This window comes from Burkholderia sp. PU8-34 (assembly GCF_053427725.1).
In genome coordinates, this window is sequence record NZ_JBSAXC010000008.1 from 70585 (window position 1) to 89981 (window position 19397).

Annotated in this window: 23 protein-coding genes and 1 riboswitch; of the genes, 13 read left to right on the forward strand and 10 right to left on the reverse strand. The window is 67.4% G+C overall.

Going from position 1 to position 19397, the window contains the following annotated elements; all coding sequences use genetic code 11:
• Positions 1-44: 44 nt before the first annotated feature.
• The 5 genes from tolA to ACV22Z_RS19875 form a co-directional block, all read right to left on the reverse strand.
• Positions 45-1085, reverse strand: a complete 1041-nt coding sequence (tolA, locus tag ACV22Z_RS19855; protein ID WP_448078004.1) for a cell envelope integrity protein TolA — start codon at positions 1083-1085, stop codon at positions 45-47.
• Complete coding sequence (tolR, locus tag ACV22Z_RS19860; RefSeq protein ID WP_448078005.1) at positions 1082-1531, reverse strand: protein TolR; 450 nt, start codon at positions 1529-1531, stop codon at positions 1082-1084. The genes tolA and tolR overlap by 4 nt, the downstream gene beginning before the upstream one ends.
• A 10-nt stretch (positions 1532-1541) precedes the next feature.
• A complete protein-coding gene (tolQ, locus tag ACV22Z_RS19865; RefSeq protein WP_010091489.1) occupies positions 1542-2219 on the reverse strand; it encodes a protein TolQ in 678 nt (225 codons plus the stop codon).
• A gap of 174 nt (positions 2220-2393) precedes the next feature.
• Positions 2394-2879, reverse strand: a complete 486-nt coding sequence (ybgC, locus tag ACV22Z_RS19870; RefSeq protein ID WP_448078006.1) for a tol-pal system-associated acyl-CoA thioesterase — start codon at positions 2877-2879, stop codon at positions 2394-2396.
• Positions 2880-2966: 87 nt separating this feature from the next.
• Complete coding sequence (locus tag ACV22Z_RS19875; RefSeq protein WP_448078007.1) at positions 2967-3713, reverse strand: SDR family NAD(P)-dependent oxidoreductase; 747 nt, start codon at positions 3711-3713, stop codon at positions 2967-2969.
• Positions 3714-3890: 177 nt separating this feature from the next.
• Positions 3891-3990: riboswitch (ZMP/ZTP riboswitch) on the forward strand.
• Between the two features lie 138 nt (positions 3991-4128).
• Here ACV22Z_RS19875 and glyA point away from each other — a divergent pair.
• The 7 genes from glyA to ACV22Z_RS19910 all read left to right on the forward strand — a co-directional run bounded on the left by glyA (position 4129) and on the right by ACV22Z_RS19910 (position 8787).
• On the forward strand, positions 4129-5376 hold the full coding sequence (gene glyA / locus ACV22Z_RS19880; RefSeq protein ID WP_448078008.1) for a serine hydroxymethyltransferase: 1248 nt from the start codon (positions 4129-4131) through the stop codon (positions 5374-5376).
• A 6-nt stretch (positions 5377-5382) separates the two neighbouring features.
• Positions 5383-5862 carry a transcriptional regulator NrdR gene (nrdR, locus tag ACV22Z_RS19885; RefSeq protein WP_448078009.1) on the forward strand — a complete coding sequence of 160 codons (480 nt, stop codon included), beginning with the start codon at positions 5383-5385 and terminating at the stop codon, positions 5860-5862.
• Between the two features lie 152 nt (positions 5863-6014).
• The gene (locus ACV22Z_RS19890) at positions 6015-6578 is read left to right on the forward strand and encodes a GspH/FimT family pseudopilin (RefSeq protein ID WP_448078010.1); all 564 of its coding nucleotides are present in this window, start codon (positions 6015-6017) and stop codon (positions 6576-6578) included.
• A 14-nt stretch (positions 6579-6592) separates the two neighbouring features.
• Entirely contained in the window at positions 6593-6982 is a 390-nt protein-coding gene (locus ACV22Z_RS19895) for a type IV pilus modification PilV family protein (protein ID WP_448078245.1), read from the forward strand.
• Positions 6972-7805, forward strand: a complete 834-nt coding sequence (locus ACV22Z_RS19900) for a PilW family protein (RefSeq protein WP_448078011.1) — start codon at positions 6972-6974, stop codon at positions 7803-7805. The genes ACV22Z_RS19895 and ACV22Z_RS19900 overlap by 11 nt, the downstream gene beginning before the upstream one ends.
• Positions 7806-7864: 59 nt before the next feature.
• Complete coding sequence (locus ACV22Z_RS19905; RefSeq protein ID WP_448078012.1) at positions 7865-8347, forward strand: pilus assembly PilX family protein; 483 nt, start codon at positions 7865-7867, stop codon at positions 8345-8347.
• A complete protein-coding gene (locus ACV22Z_RS19910) occupies positions 8344-8787 on the forward strand; it encodes a type IV pilin protein (RefSeq protein WP_448078013.1) in 444 nt (147 codons plus the stop codon). Before ACV22Z_RS19905 ends, ACV22Z_RS19910 begins: the two co-directional genes overlap by 4 nt.
• A gap of 50 nt (positions 8788-8837) precedes the next feature.
• Here ACV22Z_RS19910 and ACV22Z_RS19915 read toward each other — a convergent pair whose 3' ends face one another.
• From ACV22Z_RS19915 to ACV22Z_RS19925, 3 genes are all read right to left on the reverse strand, one after another.
• Positions 8838-9293 (reverse strand): DUF3318 domain-containing protein, encoded by a 456-nt coding sequence (locus tag ACV22Z_RS19915; protein WP_448078014.1) that lies wholly within the window; start codon positions 9291-9293, stop codon positions 8838-8840.
• Positions 9294-9336: 43 nt separating this feature from the next.
• Positions 9337-9726, reverse strand: a complete 390-nt coding sequence (locus ACV22Z_RS19920) for a phage holin family protein (RefSeq protein ID WP_448078015.1) — start codon at positions 9724-9726, stop codon at positions 9337-9339.
• A 125-nt stretch (positions 9727-9851) separates the two neighbouring features.
• Complete coding sequence (locus ACV22Z_RS19925; protein WP_010091502.1) at positions 9852-10154, reverse strand: DUF883 family protein; 303 nt, start codon at positions 10152-10154, stop codon at positions 9852-9854.
• A 305-nt stretch (positions 10155-10459) separates the two neighbouring features.
• On the opposite strand from ACV22Z_RS19925, the gene ACV22Z_RS19930 reads away from it, so the two are divergent.
• Positions 10460-11098: a peroxiredoxin gene (locus ACV22Z_RS19930; protein ID WP_448078016.1), complete on the forward strand. Its 639-nt coding sequence runs from the start codon at positions 10460-10462 to the stop codon at positions 11096-11098.
• Between the two features lie 211 nt (positions 11099-11309).
• On the opposite strand, the gene ACV22Z_RS19935 is transcribed toward ACV22Z_RS19930, so the two are convergent.
• Positions 11310-12497, reverse strand: a complete 1188-nt coding sequence (locus tag ACV22Z_RS19935; RefSeq protein WP_448078017.1) for an acyl-CoA dehydrogenase — start codon at positions 12495-12497, stop codon at positions 11310-11312.
• A 76-nt stretch (positions 12498-12573) separates the two neighbouring features.
• On the opposite strand from ACV22Z_RS19935, the gene ACV22Z_RS19940 reads away from it, so the two are divergent.
• Positions 12574-13365 carry an IclR family transcriptional regulator gene (locus ACV22Z_RS19940; RefSeq protein WP_448078018.1) on the forward strand — a complete coding sequence of 264 codons (792 nt, stop codon included), beginning with the start codon at positions 12574-12576 and terminating at the stop codon, positions 13363-13365.
• A 180-nt stretch (positions 13366-13545) separates the two neighbouring features.
• Here ACV22Z_RS19940 and ACV22Z_RS19945 read toward each other — a convergent pair whose 3' ends face one another.
• Positions 13546-14349 (reverse strand): EAL domain-containing protein, encoded by an 804-nt coding sequence (locus ACV22Z_RS19945; protein ID WP_448078019.1) that lies wholly within the window; start codon positions 14347-14349, stop codon positions 13546-13548.
• A 392-nt stretch (positions 14350-14741) separates the two neighbouring features.
• Here ACV22Z_RS19945 and ACV22Z_RS19950 point away from each other — a divergent pair, with 392 nt between their 5' ends.
• From ACV22Z_RS19950 to hmgA, 4 genes are read left to right on the forward strand one after another with little or no spacing between them, the layout of a single operon-like run.
• Positions 14742-16418 carry an FAD-dependent oxidoreductase gene (locus ACV22Z_RS19950; RefSeq protein ID WP_448078020.1) on the forward strand — a complete coding sequence of 559 codons (1677 nt, stop codon included), beginning with the start codon at positions 14742-14744 and terminating at the stop codon, positions 16416-16418.
• Positions 16419-16447: 29 nt separating this feature from the next.
• A complete protein-coding gene (locus ACV22Z_RS19955; protein WP_448078021.1) occupies positions 16448-16678 on the forward strand; it encodes a DUF2783 domain-containing protein in 231 nt (76 codons plus the stop codon).
• Complete coding sequence (locus ACV22Z_RS19960; RefSeq protein ID WP_448078022.1) at positions 16675-18030, forward strand: MFS transporter; 1356 nt, start codon at positions 16675-16677, stop codon at positions 18028-18030. The genes ACV22Z_RS19955 and ACV22Z_RS19960 overlap by 4 nt, the downstream gene beginning before the upstream one ends.
• A 20-nt stretch (positions 18031-18050) precedes the next feature.
• Positions 18051-19385, forward strand: a complete 1335-nt coding sequence (gene hmgA, locus ACV22Z_RS19965; protein ID WP_448078023.1) for a homogentisate 1,2-dioxygenase — start codon at positions 18051-18053, stop codon at positions 19383-19385.
• The last annotated feature ends 12 nt before the right edge of the window (positions 19386-19397 follow it).

Here is a 19397-nt window from a genome sequence, read left to right on the forward strand (position 1 = left end):
GTTCCCGTCTGACAGCGACGGCCGGAGTGTAAGCGCATTTCCGCTCACTCCGCCGCCTTGAAGGTAATCGTAATGTCCGGCGGGGTACGACCGTTAGAATCGGGCGGCAACGGGACCGACGCCTGGATCGCACTGACCACGGCCTGATCCCACCCCGAATTTCCGCTCGAACGGCGGATCGATACGCTCAATACATCACCCGACGGCGTGCAGCGGATCGCGACGACGGTCGTCAGGCCCGCGCGCTCGCCGCCCCAGACGATGTTCGGCTTCACGCGACGCCGAACCTTGTCCGGGTAGCCCGGAGAGGCCGCGTTGCCGCCCGAGCCGGTGCCCGTGCCGCTCTTCGCGAGGCCTTCGCCACCGCCTTCGCCGCCGCCCGCGAGCCCTTGCATCTGCGCGAGACGCGTGCGCCGTTCCTGGTCGAGCTTCGCCTTCGATGCCGCATCCGCCTTCGCGCGGGCTGCCGCTTCCGCCCTGGCTTCGGCCTTCGCCTTGGCTGCGGCCTCGGCTTTCGCCTTCGCGGCCTGCTGCTGCGCCTCGAGCTTCGCCTGCTTCTGTTGCTCGAGTTTCTGCTGTTCGAGCTTCTGCTGCTGCTCGGCGAGCTGCTTCTGCTTGAGCCTGTCGGCCTGCTTCTGCTTTTCGAGCTCGGCGGCCTTCTGCGCGGCGAGCGCGGCTGCCTGCCGGGCCGCGAGCTGCGCGCGTCTGGCCTGATCTTCCTGTTGCGCCTTCAACTGCTGCGCGCGGTGCTGCTGCTCGAGCAGCGCTTCGCGCGCGGCGGCTTCCTGCTGGCGCTTCTTCTGCTGCAGCGCGATGTCCGCTTCCTCATTCCTGACCGGGGGAGGGGGCGGCGCGACCTTCGCGGGCGGCGGCGCGATCGGCTGCGGCGCGGCCACGTCGGGGACCGCCGTCCACAGCTCGGCTTCGGCGCCTGCCGGCGTGCTGTTCTGCCACTGCACGCCGTGATAGAGGAACAGCGCGAGCAGCACGTGCATCAGCGCGGCGAGCGCGAACGCGCGCCAGGTGCCGCGCTCGCGAGGAGGCTGAGGCGGATAGGCGGCGCTGCGCGGGGATTGCCGTTTCATTGCGATTTGACGAGGAGGCCGACGCGCTTGACGCCGCGCGCCTTCAGATCCGACATCACGGTCATGACGGCATCGTACTGCACGGTCTTGTCGGCCGCGATCACGACCGGCTGGTCGGGGTGATCGGCCTGGCGGGCAGCGATGAAGCTGTCGAGCTCGGCCTTCGTCATCGTGTCTTCCTGGGTCGCGCCCGAGTCGCCCTTGTACTTGACGCTCATCGTGCGGTCGGCCTTGATGTTGACGACGACGGGCGGCGTCTGCTCCTGCGGCGCGGCGTTGCCGACCGTCGGCAGGTTGATGATCGACGGTGCGACGAGCGGTGCCGTGACCATGAAGATCACGAGCAGCACCAGCATCACGTCGATGTACGGCACGACGTTGATGTCGGCCATCGCACGGCGCGAACGGCCGCCGCGCATGCTGGATCGGATGGGAGTTCCGGCCATGGCGCGCTCCTTACTGGGCCTGACGCTGCAGGATGTTCGAGAACTCTTCGATGAAGGTCTCGAAGCGGATCGCGAGGCGGTCGATGTCGTGCGCGTAGCGGTTGTAGGCAACGACGGCCGGAATCGCGGCGAACAGGCCGATCGCGGTCGCGACGAGCGCTTCGGCGATGCCCGGCGCGACGTTCGCGAGCGTGGCCTGCTGCACGTTAGCAAGACCGCGGAACGAGTTCATGATCCCCCAGACCGTGCCGAACAGACCGATGTACGGGCTGACCGAGCCAACCGACGCGAGGAACGCGAGGTTCGCTTCGAGCACGTCCATCTCGCGCTGGAACGACGCGCGCATCGCGCGCCGTGCGCCGTCGAGGACGAGCCCCGGGTCGCTGATGCGCTTTTCCTTCGCCTTCAGGAACTCGCGCATCCCCGATTCGAAGATCCGCTCGAGCGCGCCGATCGTGTGACGGTTGTTCGCCGCGCTCTGGTACAAGGCCTGCAGGTCGCCGCCCGACCAGAAATCCCGTTCGAAGCGCTCGGTCTGCGCGCGTGCGCGGCGGATCGCGAACCACTTGCGGAAGATGAAGGTCCACGACATCAGCGACAGCAACAGCAGCAGCCCCATCACGGCCTGGGCCAGGACGCTCGCATTGAGGACGAGGGAAATGATCGACAGGTCTTGAGATGTATTCATATAGGTTTGAGTAACGTCCCTTCGGGGGTGACCGGCTAGGTGCGACCGGCCAGGGGCGCCCGGCGGGTTGCGGTGTGGCGCGCCGGCTGACAGGCCGGGATGCCGTACCTGACGCCGAACCTTGCTTAGTATCGATTCAGCAAGGCGAGTTCATAGGCATCGTCTAAACGGGACTCACGCGAGCCTCGTTGACAACATAGTCTGCCCGGCGTCGATGACGGGGCCGCGTTGCAGTGCGTCGAGCGCGGCCGGCGGGATCGCCGCGGGCCTGATGCCGGTGCGGTCGACGCAGCCGATGCGGATGTGCCCGGCAACGAGCAGCGTATCGCCGCGCCATGCCTCCTGGGCAAACTCCACCGACGCGCGCCCGATTCGCCCGGGCCGGCTCGTGATCGCCAGCGTATCGTCGAGCCGTGCCGGCGCGCGATAGTCGAGCGCGGTGCTGCGGACGATGAAGAGCGCGCCTGTCTCGTCGGCGAGCTGCCGCTGGTCGATGCCGCAGGCGCGCAGCCATTCGGTGCGGGCACGCTCGAAGAACTTCAGGTAGTTGGCATAGAAGACGATGCCGCCTGCGTCGGTATCCTCGTAATAAACGCGCACCGGCCAGGTAAAGCCGGAAGGCGCTTCCGGCGGGCGGGTAGGCTGAGTCATGGCGCGCATTCTACCGGAAGCGGGTGGCCCGGTTTGTTACCGATTCGTAACGGAATATAGAGGGTACGAGCCGGCCTGCGGCCGGCTCGCGGGCCGTCAGCCGCGGTGGATCGTGAGTCCGGCGGGCGCCTGGGCGACCGGCATCATCTCGATCGTGTTGATGTTGACGTGTGCCGGGCGGGTCGCAATCCAGTAGATCGTGTCGGCGATGTCCTCGGCCGTGAGCGGCTGGACGTTCGCGTACACGTTTGCTGCTTTCGCGTCGTCGCCGCGGTAGCGGACGTTCGAGAATTCGGTGCCGCCGCAGAGGCCCGGCTCGATGTCGGTGACGCGCACCGGCGTGCCGATCAGGTCGGCGCGAAGGTTCAGGCTGAATTGTCTGACGAAAGCCTTGGTGGCGCCGTACACGTTGCCGCCCGGATACGGGTAGGTCGCCGCGACCGAGCCAAGGTTGAAAATGTGGCCGCGCCCGCGCGCGATCATGCCGGGGAGCAGCGCATGCGTGACCGTCACGAGGCCGGAGCAGTTCGTGTCGATCATCGTCTGCCATTCGTCGAGGCTGGCCTTGTGCGCGGGCTCGACGCCGAGCGCGAGGCCGGCATTGTTGACGAGCACGTCGAGCGCGGCGAACTCGGCGGGAAGCGATGCCTCCACGGCTTCGACTGCGGCGCGGTCGCGCACGTCGAGCTCGAGCGGCAGCAGTGCGTCGCCGAGTTCGGCTGCGAGCGCGTCGAGACGATCCTTGCGGCGCGCGGTCGCGACCACGCGATGGCCGCCCTTGACGAAGGCACGGGCGATGGCGGCGCCGAAGCCGGCGGACGCGCCTGTGACGAACACGATCATTGCTGCTCCTGGTTGAAAAAATAGCGGGTGGGGAACCTGCAAGCGTACTGAGATTGCCGCACCGCGGCAAGGCGGCGGAACGTATCCGCCACGGGCGCAAGAAGCCTGTCCCCGATTGTTTCGGCGGTGGCTGCGCGGTTGCCTATTCATGACGCATCCAATAAACTAACGCGCTCATCACCCCTGCGTGACTGGCGATAGAACCCTCGGGTTCAAGGTGGAGCACCCCACCGTGAAGCGCAGGGCGCCGTTTTTGCCGTTCGCCTGGGCAGCCGTTGTGCGCCGTTGCGTGCATCGCCGGTGGCTGTCCCTGTCTCACGTCATACGGATTCTTCCGCCACGTCGAGCTGGTGCCGCCAGCAGCGCAATGTACTCGGCCGCCCCGGTCAACCTGTACACACTTAACGGAAACCGTATGTTTGACAGAGCCCAAAGCACCATCGCGAACGTCGATCCCGAAGTCTTTGCAGCGATCGAGCAGGAAAATCGCCGTCAGGAAGATCACATCGAGCTGATCGCCTCGGAAAACTACACGAGCCCGGCCGTGATGGCCGCGCAGGGCTCGCAGCTGACGAACAAGTACGCCGAAGGGTATCCGGGCAAGCGCTACTACGGCGGCTGCGAATACGTCGACATCGTCGAGCGGCTCGCGATCGACCGCGTGAAGGCGCTGTTCGGCGCCGAAGCCGCGAACGTCCAGCCGAACTCGGGTTCGCAGGCGAACCAGGGCGTGTTCTTCGCGATGCTCAAGCCGGGCGACACGATCATGGGCATGAGCCTCGCGCACGGCGGCCACCTGACGCACGGCTCGCCGGTGAACATGTCGGGCAAGTGGTTCAATGTCGTCAGCTACGGCCTGGACCAAAACGAAGACATCGACTACGAAGCCACCGAGAAGCTCGCGCAGGAGCACAAGCCGAAGCTGATCATCGCGGGCGCATCGGCGTTCGCGCTGAAGATCGATTTCGAGCGTCTCGCGAAGATCGCGAAGTCGGTCGGCGCGTACCTGATGGTCGACATGGCGCACTACGCAGGCCTGATCGCCGCGGGCGTCTACCCGAACCCGGTGCCGCACGCCGATTTCGTCACGACCACGACGCACAAGAGCCTGCGCGGCCCGCGCGGCGGCGTGATCCTGATGAAGGCCGAATACGAGAAGCAGATCAACTCGGCGATCTTCCCGGGCATCCAGGGCGGTCCGCTGATGCACGTGATTGCCGCGAAGGCCGTCGCGTTCAAGGAAGCGCTGTCGCCGGAGTTCAAGGCGTACCAGCAGAAGGTAGTCGAGAACGCACGCGTGCTGGCGGAAACGCTCGTGAAGCGTGGCCTGCGCATCGTGTCGGGCCGCACCGAAAGCCACGTGATGCTGGTCGACCTGCGCGCGAAGAACATCACCGGCAAGGCGGCTGAAGCGGCGCTCGGTGCTGCGCACATCACGGTGAACAAGAACGCGATCCCGAACGATCCGGAGAAGCCGTTCGTGACGAGCGGCGTGCGCCTCGGTTCGCCGGCGATGACGACGCGCGGTTTCGGCCCGGCGGAAGCCGAGCTGGTCGGCAACCTGATCGCCGATGTGCTCGAGAGCCCGGAAGACGCGGCGACGATCGAGCGCGTGCGCACGCAAGTGGCCGAGCTGACCAAGCGTTTCCCGGTCTATCGCTGATCGCACATGCGTTGCCCGTTCTGCCGGCATGACGACACGCAGGTGGTGGATTCGCGCGTGTCCGAAGACGGCGCCGCGATTCGCCGGCGCCGCCGCTGCTCGGCCTGCGACAAGCGTTTCACGACGTACGAGCGGGTCGAGCTGGCGTTGCCGGCCGTCGTGAAGAAGGACGGCAGCCGCACGGAGTTCGACCGTCGCAAGATCGTCGCCAGCATGCAACTCGCGCTGCGCAAGCGGCCGGTTGCGGCTGACGCGATCGACGCGGCGGTCGCCCGCATCGAATATCAGCTGCTCGCGACTGGCGAGCGCGAAGTGCGTAGCGAGAAGCTCGGCGAACTCGTGATGAACGAGTTGCGCGGCCTCGATACGATTGCCTATGTCCGTTTCGCGTCGGTGTATCGCCGGTTCGAGGACGTTTCCGAATTTGCCGACGTGATCGAAGAGTTCCGTCGCGCCTCTCCCGCCAAGACTCCGCGTAAGCGCTGACGCGCTGCGCTGATTCATCCCGATTCCCCCGGTTGTTCATCTCGCGTCGATTGTGGTCGGCGCGACGGCATCGCGCCAGCTGGCCGTTCGGCAGATGGTGCGCGTGCGTGCACGCCGCTACAGTCGTCGCATCACGTTGGCGGAGGGTAGCGATGCGGCGCAATGAAGCAGGGGGGAAACCGCTCAGGCATGCGTGCGGGTTCACGCTCGTCGAGCTGATGGTCGTGGTCGCGCTGATGGCGGGGCTTGGTTTGCTTGCCGCGCCTTCGTTCGATCAATGGCGGATGCGCGAGCGCGTCGACGCCCGTTCGCGCGCGTTGCTCGGCGCGTTGTCGTTTGCGCGCAACGAGGCCGTGCGCCTTGGCGTGCGCGTCACGCTGTGCAGGGCCGGGAGCGATGGCGCATGCCTGAGCGCCGGCCAGCGCTGCGACCTGGCCGAATGGTCGTGCGGATGGATCGTGAGCGGGCACTTCGACGAGCAGACGCGCGTGCTGAGGCGCTACCCGCGCGACGCGGACGTCGCCGTTGCCGGCGTCGCGCACGATCTGGCGTTCGCCCCGCCGGCCGGGCAGGCGATCGGCGGCATCCGGCGCTTCGAATTGGCTCCCCGGCGCGACGCGCCCGTCGCGGACGACGCGCGCGCGTCGCGGTGCGTGAGGATCGCGGCGGGCGGCCGAGCGCGCGTGGCCACCGGCCGTTGCGAGGCCGTGTCGTGAGCGCGCGACGCATGATGCGCGGCACGTCGCTGATCGAGGCAATGATCGCCGTCGCACTGCTGGCCCTCGTGATGCTGACCGTGGCCGGCAGTCAGCTCGCGATGGCGCGCGCGCAACGCACGACGATCTGGCGAGAACGCGCGCTATGGCTAGCCGACGCGCGCATCGAGCGCATGCGCATGGCGCCGGACGCGGATGCAAGCGTTGCGGCACTGGCTGCGGCGTCATTGCCGGATGGTGCGATAACGGTCGAGGGTGGGGTAGGCGGCGTGCGGCGGATGACGGTCCGATGGCGCAACGGCGACGCGAAGGCCCCCATGCGATGCGGTGCCGAGGAAGGATCGATGCGTCCGCCGTCATGCGCGCGGATTCCGTTCAGCGAGGTCAAGGCCGATGACCGGTGAGCGACATGCCCGCGCCCACACGCTGCTCGAAGTGCTGGTTGCGATGTCCGTCGGTCTGCTCGTGATCGCGGCGGTCGGCGCGCTGTATCACGCCCAGCGTGTCGCACAGCGCCGCGCCGAAGACGGATTCCGCATGCGCGATGCTGCCGGTACCGCGCTGGTGTTGATCGGTCAGCAGATTCAGATGGCGGGATTTCGTCCGCTCGACGGCAGGACGCCGTCGGCCTGGGCACCGGTGTTCGGCTGTGCGTCGGCGCGCGTGCGAGGCGACGATGCGCATGCGCACTGCGAGCCCGTTCGCGCGGCGTCCGATGCGCTGCTGATCCGCTATGTCGGCGACACGGTATCGACCTGGCCGACGGCCAACGGTCAGGTGTCGGATTGCCTTGGGCAAGGCGTAGGCGCACCGGGCGAGCGTCCGCTGGTGGCGAACAGGTTCGACGCGCACGTCAGCCCGTCGACGGGCGAGCCTGAACTGTATTGCGAAGGGAGCGGCCGCATCGGCACTGCGCAACCGGTCGTCGCGGGCATCGACCAGCTGCGGTTTCGCTATCTGCGTCGCGGCGACATGCGATTCGTCGGCGCCGGTGCGATGCGCGCGGATGACTGGCAGGACGTGACGGCCGTGCACGTCTGCGTGCGGGCGCGGGGCGACCCGATGCGCGAGCGCGTCCGTCACGTCGATTGCGATGGCAACCATACTGTCGCGCAGGACGGTCGCGCGCGCTTGACCCTGCATCGCGTCGTAGCGCTGAGGAACGCCGCAGCCGAACCCGGCGACCGTCGGCCCGGAGGACGGCAGGCATTCGGAGCGTCGCATTGAGTCGGGCCCGGCACGCGGCGAGGCGGCTGGCGCCCGGACGGCAGCGGCGTGATGCGGGCATGGCGTTGCCGGCCGTTGTCGCAGTCGGCGCGGCCATTGCAGCACTGACGGGCACGTGGTTTGAATCCGCGTTGACGGAGGCGCGTCGCACGCGCGCGCTGTCGGAGCGCCTGATTGCCTTTCATGCCGCCGACGCAGCGCTCGGTGCATGCGTCGCGCGTTTGCGACGAGGCATGGCGCCTGTTCTGAGCGCCGGCGATTCGCGCACGGAACCCGACGCGTGGCGGCGCATGCCCGCGTTGACGATGCCCGAAGTGCTCGCACCGTTTGCGTCATGGCCGATGGCCGCGCAGCCACCGCGCTGCCTGATCGAGGCGTGGCGCATCGCGGGGCTTGCCGAAGATGAGCGCGCATACCTCGTGACTGCGCGCGGTGTCGGCGCACAGGCGTCGAGCGCCGTGTGGTTGCAGATGCAGGTCGCGATTCGCGACGGACGAATCGTCGCGCAGCGCTGGCGCCGCGTCGCGGCGGTGCATCGATGAGCGGGCGGACCGGCGTGCGTCGCTCGGCCGCATTCACGTTGCTCGAACTGATGATCGCGCTGGCGATCGTCGGGGTGCTGGCGAGCTTCGCGGTGCCGTCCTATCGTCAGCAGACGGCGCAGATGCATCGCGCATCGGCCGTGACCGCGCTTTACCGGGCGGCGCAGTATCTCGAGACGCTCGACGGCTTACCGCCGCCGACATTGCCGGACGCGCTTGCGCAAGCGCCGGCGGAGGGGCGCGCGGTCTATCGATTGACGATCAGGCGTCCGGACGACGGTGCGTCGGTCGCCTATGAACTGGAAGCGACTCCACTCGACGGCGGAGCGATGCAGGGCGATGCGTGCGGCGCGTTCACGTTGCGCTCGGACGGAACGAAAGGCAATGTCGGGCAGGGCGGTGCGAACGAGCCGGATCCGAGGTGTTGGGGCACGCGATGACAAGACGAGCCGGCTGACGCGACGCAGTGCGCGACGCATCGCGCTGCGCGTCAATCCTCGCTTGCCGTCGCGCGTTCGCGCTCCTCGCGGGACTGCTTCAGGAACCGGTAGATTTCCCACGCGGCGAAACCGAGCGATCCCCACTTCAGCGCCGGACCGGTGCTGGCGCGCAACAGCGAGCGTACGGGCTTCGCGAGCACGATCGACACGAGCGAGCTCAGCATCGGATACTGGTTGACGAGATTGCCGAGACTCGTGTTGAGGTTCTTCGCGGATTGGCCGAACGCACCGCCGGTGAGCCCGGGGACGAGCACCTTGAGCCAGCGGAAGCGGGTGACGGCCTGGCGCATTGCCGCGCCGGCTTCCGCGAGCTCCAGCCGCTCGACTTCGGAGCGCAGGATCAGCAGTTCCTTGCGGATTGCACGGTACTGCGCGGCGCTCAGACGCGATTGCGATGAAGATGGGCGGTAACGGTTGCCCGGGTTGCCCGTGGCGTTGTGGCTCATGGCGCGTCGGCGAGATGAATGGAAGGGACGAACGCGTGCGCGTTCACGACTTGCTGCGGAACAGTTCGCGGTCTTTCTCGAGTTCGGCGAGTGTGGCTTCGAACACGGGCGGCGCGTCGCGCAGCCCCGCGCGCGCCTTCAGCACACACACGGCGCCGGCGACCGCATACAGCACGGTGATCGCCGCGAGCGATTGCCAGCGGTACGTATCCCAGAATGCAATCGTGACGAGCACGGTCAGGCTGATGAGCGCCATCGTCGCGAGCATCATTGCTGCGAGCCCGAGGAACAGCACGCCCATCAGGCGCTCCTTCTCCTCGGCGAGCTCGATGCCCACCAGTTCGAGGCGCGTTTGCAGCAGTCCGATCGCGGAGCTGGCGAAGCGGCGCAGCGGCCCGTGTCCGGATGACTGCGAGGTGGTGTCTGTCGTCATGAGTGGTGTGCTTGCGCGTGCGGAAAACGGCTGAGACAAAGCCGACCGGCGGGCAGCCGCCAGTCAGCTTCGGTGCCCGCGAGCCGCACCGTGGGCGGCCCGCAAGGCGGAACGGCGCTCGCGCGTTACTTGCGGTTGACCAGCAGGCCGATCAGCACACCGACACCGGCCGCGATGCCGATCGACGTCCACGGATGCTCGTGCACGTAGTCGTCGGTCGCGCGCGCGGCCTTCTTGCCTTTCTCGACCACCACGACCTGGACGTCGGTTGCCTTTTCCTTGGCCTGCTTCAGGCGCGACATCGCTTTCTCGCGCAGCTCGGCCGCACGGTCGCCCGTGCTGCTCGCCGCTTGCTTGAGCAGATCTTCGGCGTCCGCGAGAACGGTTTTGATATCCGACATCAGTTTCTCCTTGTTGATTTCCGACATTGCAACTCCCTTCATGCTGTCATGCTGCAAGTTCACATCGTAGCGAAACGCTTGCCGGCTGGCGAGCCGGGATGACGCATGGCGGTTGCGCAACACCGCATGGTAAACGATTTGTAATGCACTGAGAGCGCGGCGAACGGGCGGAAAAGTTTCCCGGCACGGCCCGGCGCGGTCCAAAAATGACAAAAATGTATGAATATCGAACGGAATAATCGTTCGCATGTTCATCGGCTTCCCGTAAGCTACGCGACGGTCCCTGCGGCTCGCGCGGGGATTCTTCACGCACCGTTCAAGGAGGGAACGACATGAGTCTGCGTCTTGGCGACATCGCGCCGGATTTCGAACAGGAATCGAGTCTCGGCCGCATCAAGTTTCACGAGTGGCTCGGCGACAGTTGGGGCGTCCTGTTTTCCCATCCGGCCGACTACACGCCGGTGTGCACGACGGAACTCGGGCTGACCTCGAAGCTGAAGGGCGAATTCGAGAAGCGCAACGTCAAGGTGATCGCGCTGTCGGTCGACAGCGTCGAATCGCACCAGGGCTGGATCAACGACATCAACGACACGCAGTCGACGATCGTCGGCTTCCCGATCCTCGCGGATGCCGATCGCAAGGTCTCGCAGCTGTACGACATGATCCACCCGAACGCGAACGAGACGCTCACCGTGCGTTCGCTCTTCGTCATCGATCCGAACAAGAAGGCGCGGCTCATCATCACGTATCCGGCCAGCACCGGGCGCAACTTCGACGAAGTGCTGCGCGTGATCGACTCGCTGCAACTGACCGACAACTACAAGGTCGCGACGCCGGGCAACTGGAAGGATGGCGACGACGTCGTGATCGTGCCGTCGCTGCAGGATCCGGAAGAACTGAAGAAGCGCTTCCCGAAGGGCTTCAACGCGGTGCGTCCGTACTTGCGTCTCACGCCGCAACCGAACAAGTGAGCATTGCGCGCCGCGCGCCGTGTCAAGCGGCGCGTGTTCGCGGTGGCAGGCAGCGGGCGTGCCGCTTCGCGGTAATTCGCGGTAGTTGGCGATGATTCGCGGCGCGGTGGCGCACAGCGCAAACGGCCCGCCCGGCATGTCGATGCCGGGCGGGCCGTGTCGTTGTGCCGCGAGCCGTTGCGCGCGGCGGTGCGCGGTCAGGGCGGCGCGATCAGAAGAACGCCTGGATGCCCGTCTGTGCGCGGCCGAGGATCAGCGCGTGGATGTCGTGGGTGCCTTCGTACGTGTTCACCACTTCGAGGTTCACGAGGTGGCGCGCGACGCAGAACTCGTCCGAGATGCCGTTGCCGCCGAGCATGTCGCGTGCGAGCCGCGCGATGTCGAGTGCCTTGCCGCACGAATTGCGCTTCATGATCGACGTGATCTCGACGGCCGCCGTGCCTTCGTCCTTCATCCGGCCGAGCCGCAGCACGCCTTGCAGGCCGAGCGTGATTTCGGTCTGCATGTCTGCGAGCTTCTTCTGGATCAGCTGGTTCGCGGCGAGCGGCCGGCCGAACTGCTTGCGGTCGAGCACATACTGGCGCGCGGTATGCCAGCAGGCCTCGGCGGCGCCGAGCGCGCCCCACGCGATGCCGTAGCGCGCCGAGTTCAGGCACGTGAACGGGCCGCGCAGGCCGCCGACGTTCGGCAGCCGGTTCTCCTCGGGCACGAACACCTCATCGAGCACGATCTCGCCCGTGATCGACGCGCGCAGGCCGACCTTGCCGTGAATCGCCGGCGCGGACAGCCCCTTCCAGCCTTTTTCGAGAATGAAGCCGCGAATCGTGTCCTTGCCGTCTTCCTCGAGCTTCGCCCACACGACGAACACGTCGGCGATCGGCGAGTTCGTGATCCACATCTTCGAGCCGGACAGCGAATAGCCGCCGGGCACCTTCTTCGCGCGCGTGACCATGCTGCCCGGGTCGGAGCCGTGGTTCGGCTCGGTGAGGCCGAAGCAGCCGATCCATTCGCCGGTCGCGAGCTTCGGCAGGTACTTTTCCTTCTGCGCGTCCGAGCCGAATTCGTAGATCGGCACCATCACGAGCGACGACTGCACCGACATCATCGACCGGTAGCCCGAATCGATGCGTTCGACTTCGCGCGCGATCAGGCCGTAGCTCACGTAGTTGAGCCCCGGGCCGCCGTACTCCTCGGGAATCGTCGGGCCGAGCAGGCCGAGTTCGCCCATTTCACGGAAGATCTCGGCGTCCGTGCGTTCGTGGCGGAACGCCTCGGTCACGCGCGGCGCGAGCTTGTCCTGCGAGTACGCGCGAGCGGCGTCGCGCACCATCCGTTCGTCCTCGGTGAGCTGCTGGTCCAGCAGCAGCGGATCGTCCCAATGAAAAGTCGCATCGCTCATCGTGTCATCTCCTCACTTGACTGGAGTTCCGCTGTGCGGAACAATGTTTTGCAAATTGAACCCAGTGTAGCACCGGATGACGCTTTCAACCATCGACGATCAACCGATCGACGAACGCAAGTTCGTCGTCGCGCTCGCACGCGGTCTCGACCTGCTGCGTGCCTTCCGTCCCGGCGAGACGATGCTCGGCAACCGCGATTTCGCGGAGCGCACGGGCTTGCCGAAGGCGACGGTCAACCGGCTCGCGTACACGCTGACCGTGCTCGGCTACCTGCGCTACGACGACACGCTCGGCAAATACGCGCTCGACGCGGGCGTGCTGTCGCTCGGCTTCGCGCTGCTGTCCGGCACGGGCACGCTCGACCTCGCGCGGCCGCACATGCAGGCGCTCGCGCGCGAGATCGGCGCGGCGGTGTCGCTCGGCTGCCGCGACGGGCTCGACATGATTTATCTGGAGACGATCCGCAGCGAGACGGCGCTCACGCTCGGGCTCGCGCCCGGCTCGCGGCTGTCGATGCTGACGAGTTCGATGGGGCGTGCGTATCTGGCGGTGCAGCCCGACGACGCGCGGCGCGCGCTCTATGCCGAGCTGCACCGCGCGGCCGGCGCGGGGCCGGACGCCGATGCGCTTGTCGCCGCTGCGCAGGACGCGGTGGCCGAGTTCGCGTCGGGCGGATGTTGCTATTCGTTCCGCGCTTGGCACGCGGACGTCAACGCGGCCGCCGTGCCGTTTCGCGAGCCGCGCGAAGGGCGCTGGCTGATCCTGAGCTGCAGCGGGCCGGCGTCGTCGATGGGGGAGGACGTGTTCCGGTCGCAGGTGGGGCCGCGCCTGAAGGCGCTGGCGCAGCGGCTCGGGCAGCTTGCGTGATCGAGAGCGGCGACGATCTGCCGAAGCACGACGACGGCGGCGACTGTCGAGCGTCGTACGCTTGATGGGCCGCGCGCGGGGAGGCGCGGGGATGAATTCGTCGGTGTCTGCGTGACTTCAGGAACCGAACACTAAAGGCCCTCAGCCCTCAGCCCTCAGCCCTCAGAGTCCTCAACCCGTTCAAACCGGCACGACCTTCGCAAACACCGGCCCCTGCATGAACCGCACGTCGTGCTGCCGCAGCAGCTCGCACTGCGTCTCGTCGGCGACGCCGTCGAAGATCAGCGGGATCCGCACGCGCTGCGCATACGCGACGAGCGCCTTGACCATGCCGTCGCGCAACGCGATCGACGCATCCATCTTGATGTAGTCCGGCCGGGCCATCTCCGATTCCACCGCGAGGATCCGGCCGGGATCCGGCAGCTTGTCCGCGACCTTGAAGCCGTGATGCTGGTAGCTGCGCGTCAGATAGCCGAGGAACGTCTTGTGCGCGACCGCGGCGGCCGGCAGCTCGATCACGACCCGCTCGGCCGGCAGGCCGAAGCGCTGCAGCACCGATGAAAAGTGCTTGCCGTGATCGTATTTCACGCTTTTCAGCAGCCGCTCGTGCACGCGCAGGAACAGCAACCCATGGCGCTGCGCGCCGAAGAAATTGATCGCATGCAGCGCGCGCGCGAGGCGGTCGACCGCGACGAGCGCCTGGTCGTCGGCGGCTGGATCGAACAGGTCGCACGCGGCGCCCGTCAACTGCGTGACGGCCTGGAAGCCCAACTCGTCGCCATAGCGCTCGATCGTGTCGGCGAACGACGTCGATTGCGGCGCGCCCGGCATCGTCACGTCGTAGATCGGCTCGTACGCACTGTTGAGGGTCCGCTCGGGCAGGCGCGCGTAGGCGCTGCCGCTGTCGCCGAGCGCGAGGTGTTCCCGCAGATACGGCAGTTGCCCGGCGCGGGCGACCAGCTCGGGAATGGTGGGCGGAATCATCGGGGATCGGGCATGGAAAAACGGCGGCCGAACGGGCCGCCTCATGACTCGATAGTAGCAGCGCACGCCGCGCTCGGCTTCGCGATTCGTTCATATCGTTATCCCGGCCTTCGCCCAATGCCTAGGGTTTACGTTGATTTCACTATTCGTAATTGGTTTTACTATTCGTAAATCCTGAGTTTGTCGTCGATCAAGAATGAGCAACATTCGGGCGTCGCCACGCGATGCCCTGTCCCCGATTCAACAGGAAGCAAGGAGCGAGACGTGGCGGGTGAAAGGAAATGGGCAGCGCACGCGGGCCCGGCAGATCGGCAGGCCGCAGGCGGGAAACTGTCCGGGCAGGCGGGCGCGGTGCCGCGCACGCGGCAGGGCTGAGCGGACGGATGGCGACCATGAGCATCGATTACCAGACCCTGAAATTTGCGTACCGGCCGCGTGCGGAGCGCGGCGCGGAAAGTGACGCGGCGATCCATCCGGTGATCGTCGTCGGCGCCGGCCCGGTCGGCTTGTCCGCCGCGATCGATCTCGCGCAGCAGGGCGTGCCCGTCGTGCTGCTCGACGACGACGACACGCTGTCCACCGGCTCGCGCGCGATCTGCTTCGCGAAGCGCACGCTCGAGATCTTCGACCGGCTCGGCTGCGGCGAGCGCTTCGTCGACAAGGGCGTGAGCTGGCACGTCGGCAAGGTGTTCCTGCAGGACGAGCAGCTGTACGCGTTCGACCTGCTGCCCGAAGAGGGGCATGCGCGTCCGGCGTTCATCAACCTGCAGCAGTACTACGTCGAAGGCTATCTGGCCGAGCGCGCGTTCGAGCTGCCGAACCTCGACATCCGCTGGAAGCACAAGGTGACGGGCGTCGAGCAGTGCGCCGAACACGCGACTGTGACGGTCGAGACGCCGGAAGGCACCGAGACGCTGCGCGCGCAGTACGTGATCGCGGCCGATGGCTCGCGCAGCCCGGTGCGCACGCTGATGGGCCTCGAGAGCCACGGCCGCACGTTCAAGGATCGCTTCCTGATCGCCGACGTGAAGATGAAGGCGGAATTCCCGACCGAGCGCTGGTTCTGGTTCGATCCGCCGTTCCACCGCAACCAGTCGGTGCTGCTGCACCGCCAGCCGGACAACGTGTGGCGCATCGACTTCCAGCTCGGCTGGGATGCGGACCCGGTCGCCGAGAAGCAGCCCGAACGCGTGATCCCGCGCGTGCGTGCGCTGCTCGGCCCTGACGTCGAGTTCGAGCTCGAATGGGTGAGCGTCTACACGTTCCGCTGCCAGCGGATGGACACGTTCCGTCACGGCCGCGTGCTGTTCGCGGGCGACTCCGCGCACGGCGTGTCGCCGTTCGGCGCGCGCGGCGCGAACAGCGGCGTGCAGGATGCCGACAATCTCGCGTGGAAGCTGAAGCTCGTGCTCGACGGCAATGCGCCCGACCGCCTGCTCGATACGTATGCAAGCGAACGCGAGTTCGCGGCCGACGAGAACATCCGCAACTCGACGCGCTCGACCGACTTCATCACGCCGAAGAGCCCCGTGTCGCGCGTGTTCCGCGATGCGACGCTGAAGCTTGCGCGCGACTGCGAATTCGCGCGCAAGCTCGTCAACAGCGGGCGGCTGTCGGTGCCGGCAGTTCTCGCCGATTCGCCGCTCAACACGCGGGACCGCAAGGGCGACGCGTTCGCATGCGCGATGCGCGCGGGCGCGGCGGCGGCCGATGCGCCAATCCGTGCGTACGGCGTTCACGGCACGGCCGGCTGGCTGCTGCAGCATCTGCGCGGCGGTTTCGCCGGCGTGCTGTTCGGCCTGCCCGGCGATGCGGCCGCGCTCGCGCAGGCGGTTGCCGGCCTCGCGCTGCCGGTGAAGCCGGTGCTCGTCGTGCCGAAGGGGCACGCGCAGGCGGTGCCCGGCATCGACGTCGTGGAGGACGTCGACGGCCTCGCCGCGCAACGCTACGACGCGAAGCCCGGCACGTTCTATCTGCTGCGTCCCGACCAGCACGTGTGCGCACGGATGCGTGCGCTCGATCGGCAGGCGATCGGCGACGCGCTGGCGCGCGCGATCTGCGCGGCCTGAATGCCAACCCGACATCGGAGACATCCGTCATGCACCACCTCGACACCCGCTTGCGCCTGTCCGATCCGGACGCGTTCTACGAGGCGCTGATCGACATGCATCGCGACCTGACCGACAGCGACAGCCAGCTCGTCAACGCGAAGCTGATCCTGCTGCTTGCGAACCAGATCGGCGATCTTGCCGTGCTGCGCGAAGCAATGGCGCTCGCGCGCCAGGGCGTGACGCCGCCCGTGCATCCGGCCGCGGAGGCCGCGCAATGAGCGCCGCGCCGGCCGCAGCACGCACGCTCGAAGTCGAGCGCGTGATCGACGACACCCATCGCCCCGCGTTTCACGGGATGCTGCTCGCGCTGTGCGGGCTCTGTCTCGTGATCGACGGCTTCGATGCGCAGGCGATGGGCTACGTCGCGCCGAGCGTGATCGCCGAGTGGGGCGTGCCGAAGCAGGCGCTCGGCCCGGTGTTCAGCGCGAGCCTGTTCGGGATGCTGCTCGGCGCGCTCGGCCTGTCGGTGCTCGCCGACCGGATCGGGCGGCGGCCGGTGCTGATCGGCGCGACGCTGTTCTTCGCGCTGACGATGCTCGCCACGCCGTTCGCGGGCTCGATCCCGGTGCTGATGGCGCTGCGCTTCGTCACGGGCCTCGGCCTCGGCTGCATCATGCCGAATGCAATGGCGCTCGTCGGCGAGTTCAGCCCGGGCGCGCATCGCGTGAAGCGGATGATGATCGTGTCGTGCGGCTTCACGCTTGGCGCGGCGCTCGGCGGCTTCGTCAGCGCCGCGCTGATCCCGGCGCTCGGCTGGCGCGCGGTGTTCTTCGTCGGCGGCGCGGTGCCGTTCGTGCTCGCGTTCGCGATGGCCGCGCGCCTGCCCGAATCGCTGCAGTTCCTCGTGCTGAAAGGGCGTGACGCGCAGGCGCGCGACTGGCTCGCGCGCTTCGCGCCCGAAGCCGGCATCGACGCAGGCACGCGCATCGTCGTGCGCGAAAAGGCGGCGAGCGGCGCGCCCGTCGCCGAGCTGTTCCGCGACGGGCGGCTGCCGGTCACGCTACTGCTGTGGTCGATCAGCTTCATGAACCTGATCGACCTGTATTTCCTGTCGAACTGGTTGCCGACCGTGATGCGCGACGCGGGCTATTCGCCGGGCACCGCGGTGATCGTCGGCACCGTGCTGCAGACGGGCGGCGTGATCGGCACGCTGTCGCTCGGCTGGTTCATCGAGCGCTACGGCTTCGTGCGCGTGCTGTTTGCATGCTTCGCGTGTGCGGCGGTGTCGGTCGGGCTGATCGGCTCGGTCGCGCATGCGCTGCCGTGGCTGTTGATCGTCGTGTTCGCGGGCGGCTTCTGCGTGGTCGGCGGGCAGCCGGCCGTCAATGCGCTCGCGGGCCAGTACTACCCGACGTCGCTGCGCTCGACGGGCATCGGCTGGAGTCTCGGCATCGGCCGGATCGGCTCCGTGCTCGGGCCGCTCGTCGGCGGGCAGCTGATCGCGCTCAACTGGTCGAACGGTGCGCTGTTTCACGCGGCGGCAGTGCCGGTGCTGTGTTCGGCGCTGTTCGTGCTCGGGCTTGCAAATGTGACGAGGCGGCGTGGCGTGGAAGCGCCGCGCGCCGTCTGAATTGAGGGAGAAAGGAAACGATGACGCTTGACCTGTCGAAACCGGCGAAAGCCGGCTACCTGAGCGGATTCGCGAACGAATTCGCGACCGAGGCATTGCCCGGCGCATTGCCGCATGGCCGCAACTCGCCGCAGCGCGCGCCGTACGGGCTTTACGCGGAGCAGCTGTCCGGCACCGCGTTCACCGCGCCGCGCAGCCACAACCGCCGTTCGTGGCTGTACCGGATCCGCCCGGCGGCCGTGCACCGGCCGTTCGAGCCGTTCGGCGGCCCGCAGCGGCTCGTGTCGGAGTTCGGCGATTCGCCCGACGTGCCGCCGACGCCGCCGAACCAGCTGCGCTGGGATCCGCTGCCGATGCCGGCCGAGCCGACCGATTTCGTCGAAGGCTGGGTGACGATGGCCGGCAACGGCTCGGCTGCCGCGATGAACGGCTGCGCGATCCACCTGTACGCGGCAAACCGTTCGATGCAGGACCGCTTCTTCTACAGCGGCGACGGCGAACTGCTGATCGTCCCGCAAGACGGGCGCCTGCATATCGCGACGGAGTTCGGCCGGCTCGACGTCGAGCCGTTCGAGATCGCGGTGATCCCGCGCGGCGTGCGCTTCACCGTCGCGCTGCCGGACGGGCACGCGCGCGGCTACATCTGCGAGAACTTCGGTGCGCTGCTGCGGCTGCCGGACCTCGGCCCGATCGGCTCGAACGGACTCGCGAACCCGCGCGATTTCCTGACGCCGCAGGCTGCATACGAGGATCGCGAAGGCGCGTTCGAACTGGTCACGAAGCTGAACGGCCGCCTGTGGCGCGCGGACATCGGCCATTCGCCGCTCGACGTCGTCGCGTGGCACGGCAACTACGCGCCGTACAAGTACGACCTGCGCCTGTTCAACACGATCGGCTCGATCAGCTACGACCATCCCGATCCGTCGATCTTCCTCGTGCTGCATTCGACGAGCGACACGCCGGGCGTCGACGCGATCGACTTCGTGATCTTCCCGCCGCGCTGGCTCGCGGCCGAGGATACGTTCCGCCCGCCCTGGTTCCACCGCAACGTCGCGAGCGAATTCATGGGCCTCGTGCATGGCGCGTACGACGCGAAGGCCGAGGGCTTCGTGCCGGGCGGCGCGAGCCTGCACAACTGCATGTCGGGCCACGGCCCGGATGCGGATACGTTCGAAAAGGCGTCCGCGAGCGATACGACGAAGCCGCACAAGGTCGACGACACGATGGCGTTCATGTTCGAGACCCGCACGCTGATCCGGCCGACGCGCTTCGCGCTCGACACCGCGCAGCTGCAGGCGAATTACTTCGAGTGCTGGCAAGGCATCCAGAAACACTTCAATCCGGAGCAACGTTGACGTCCTCGCCTC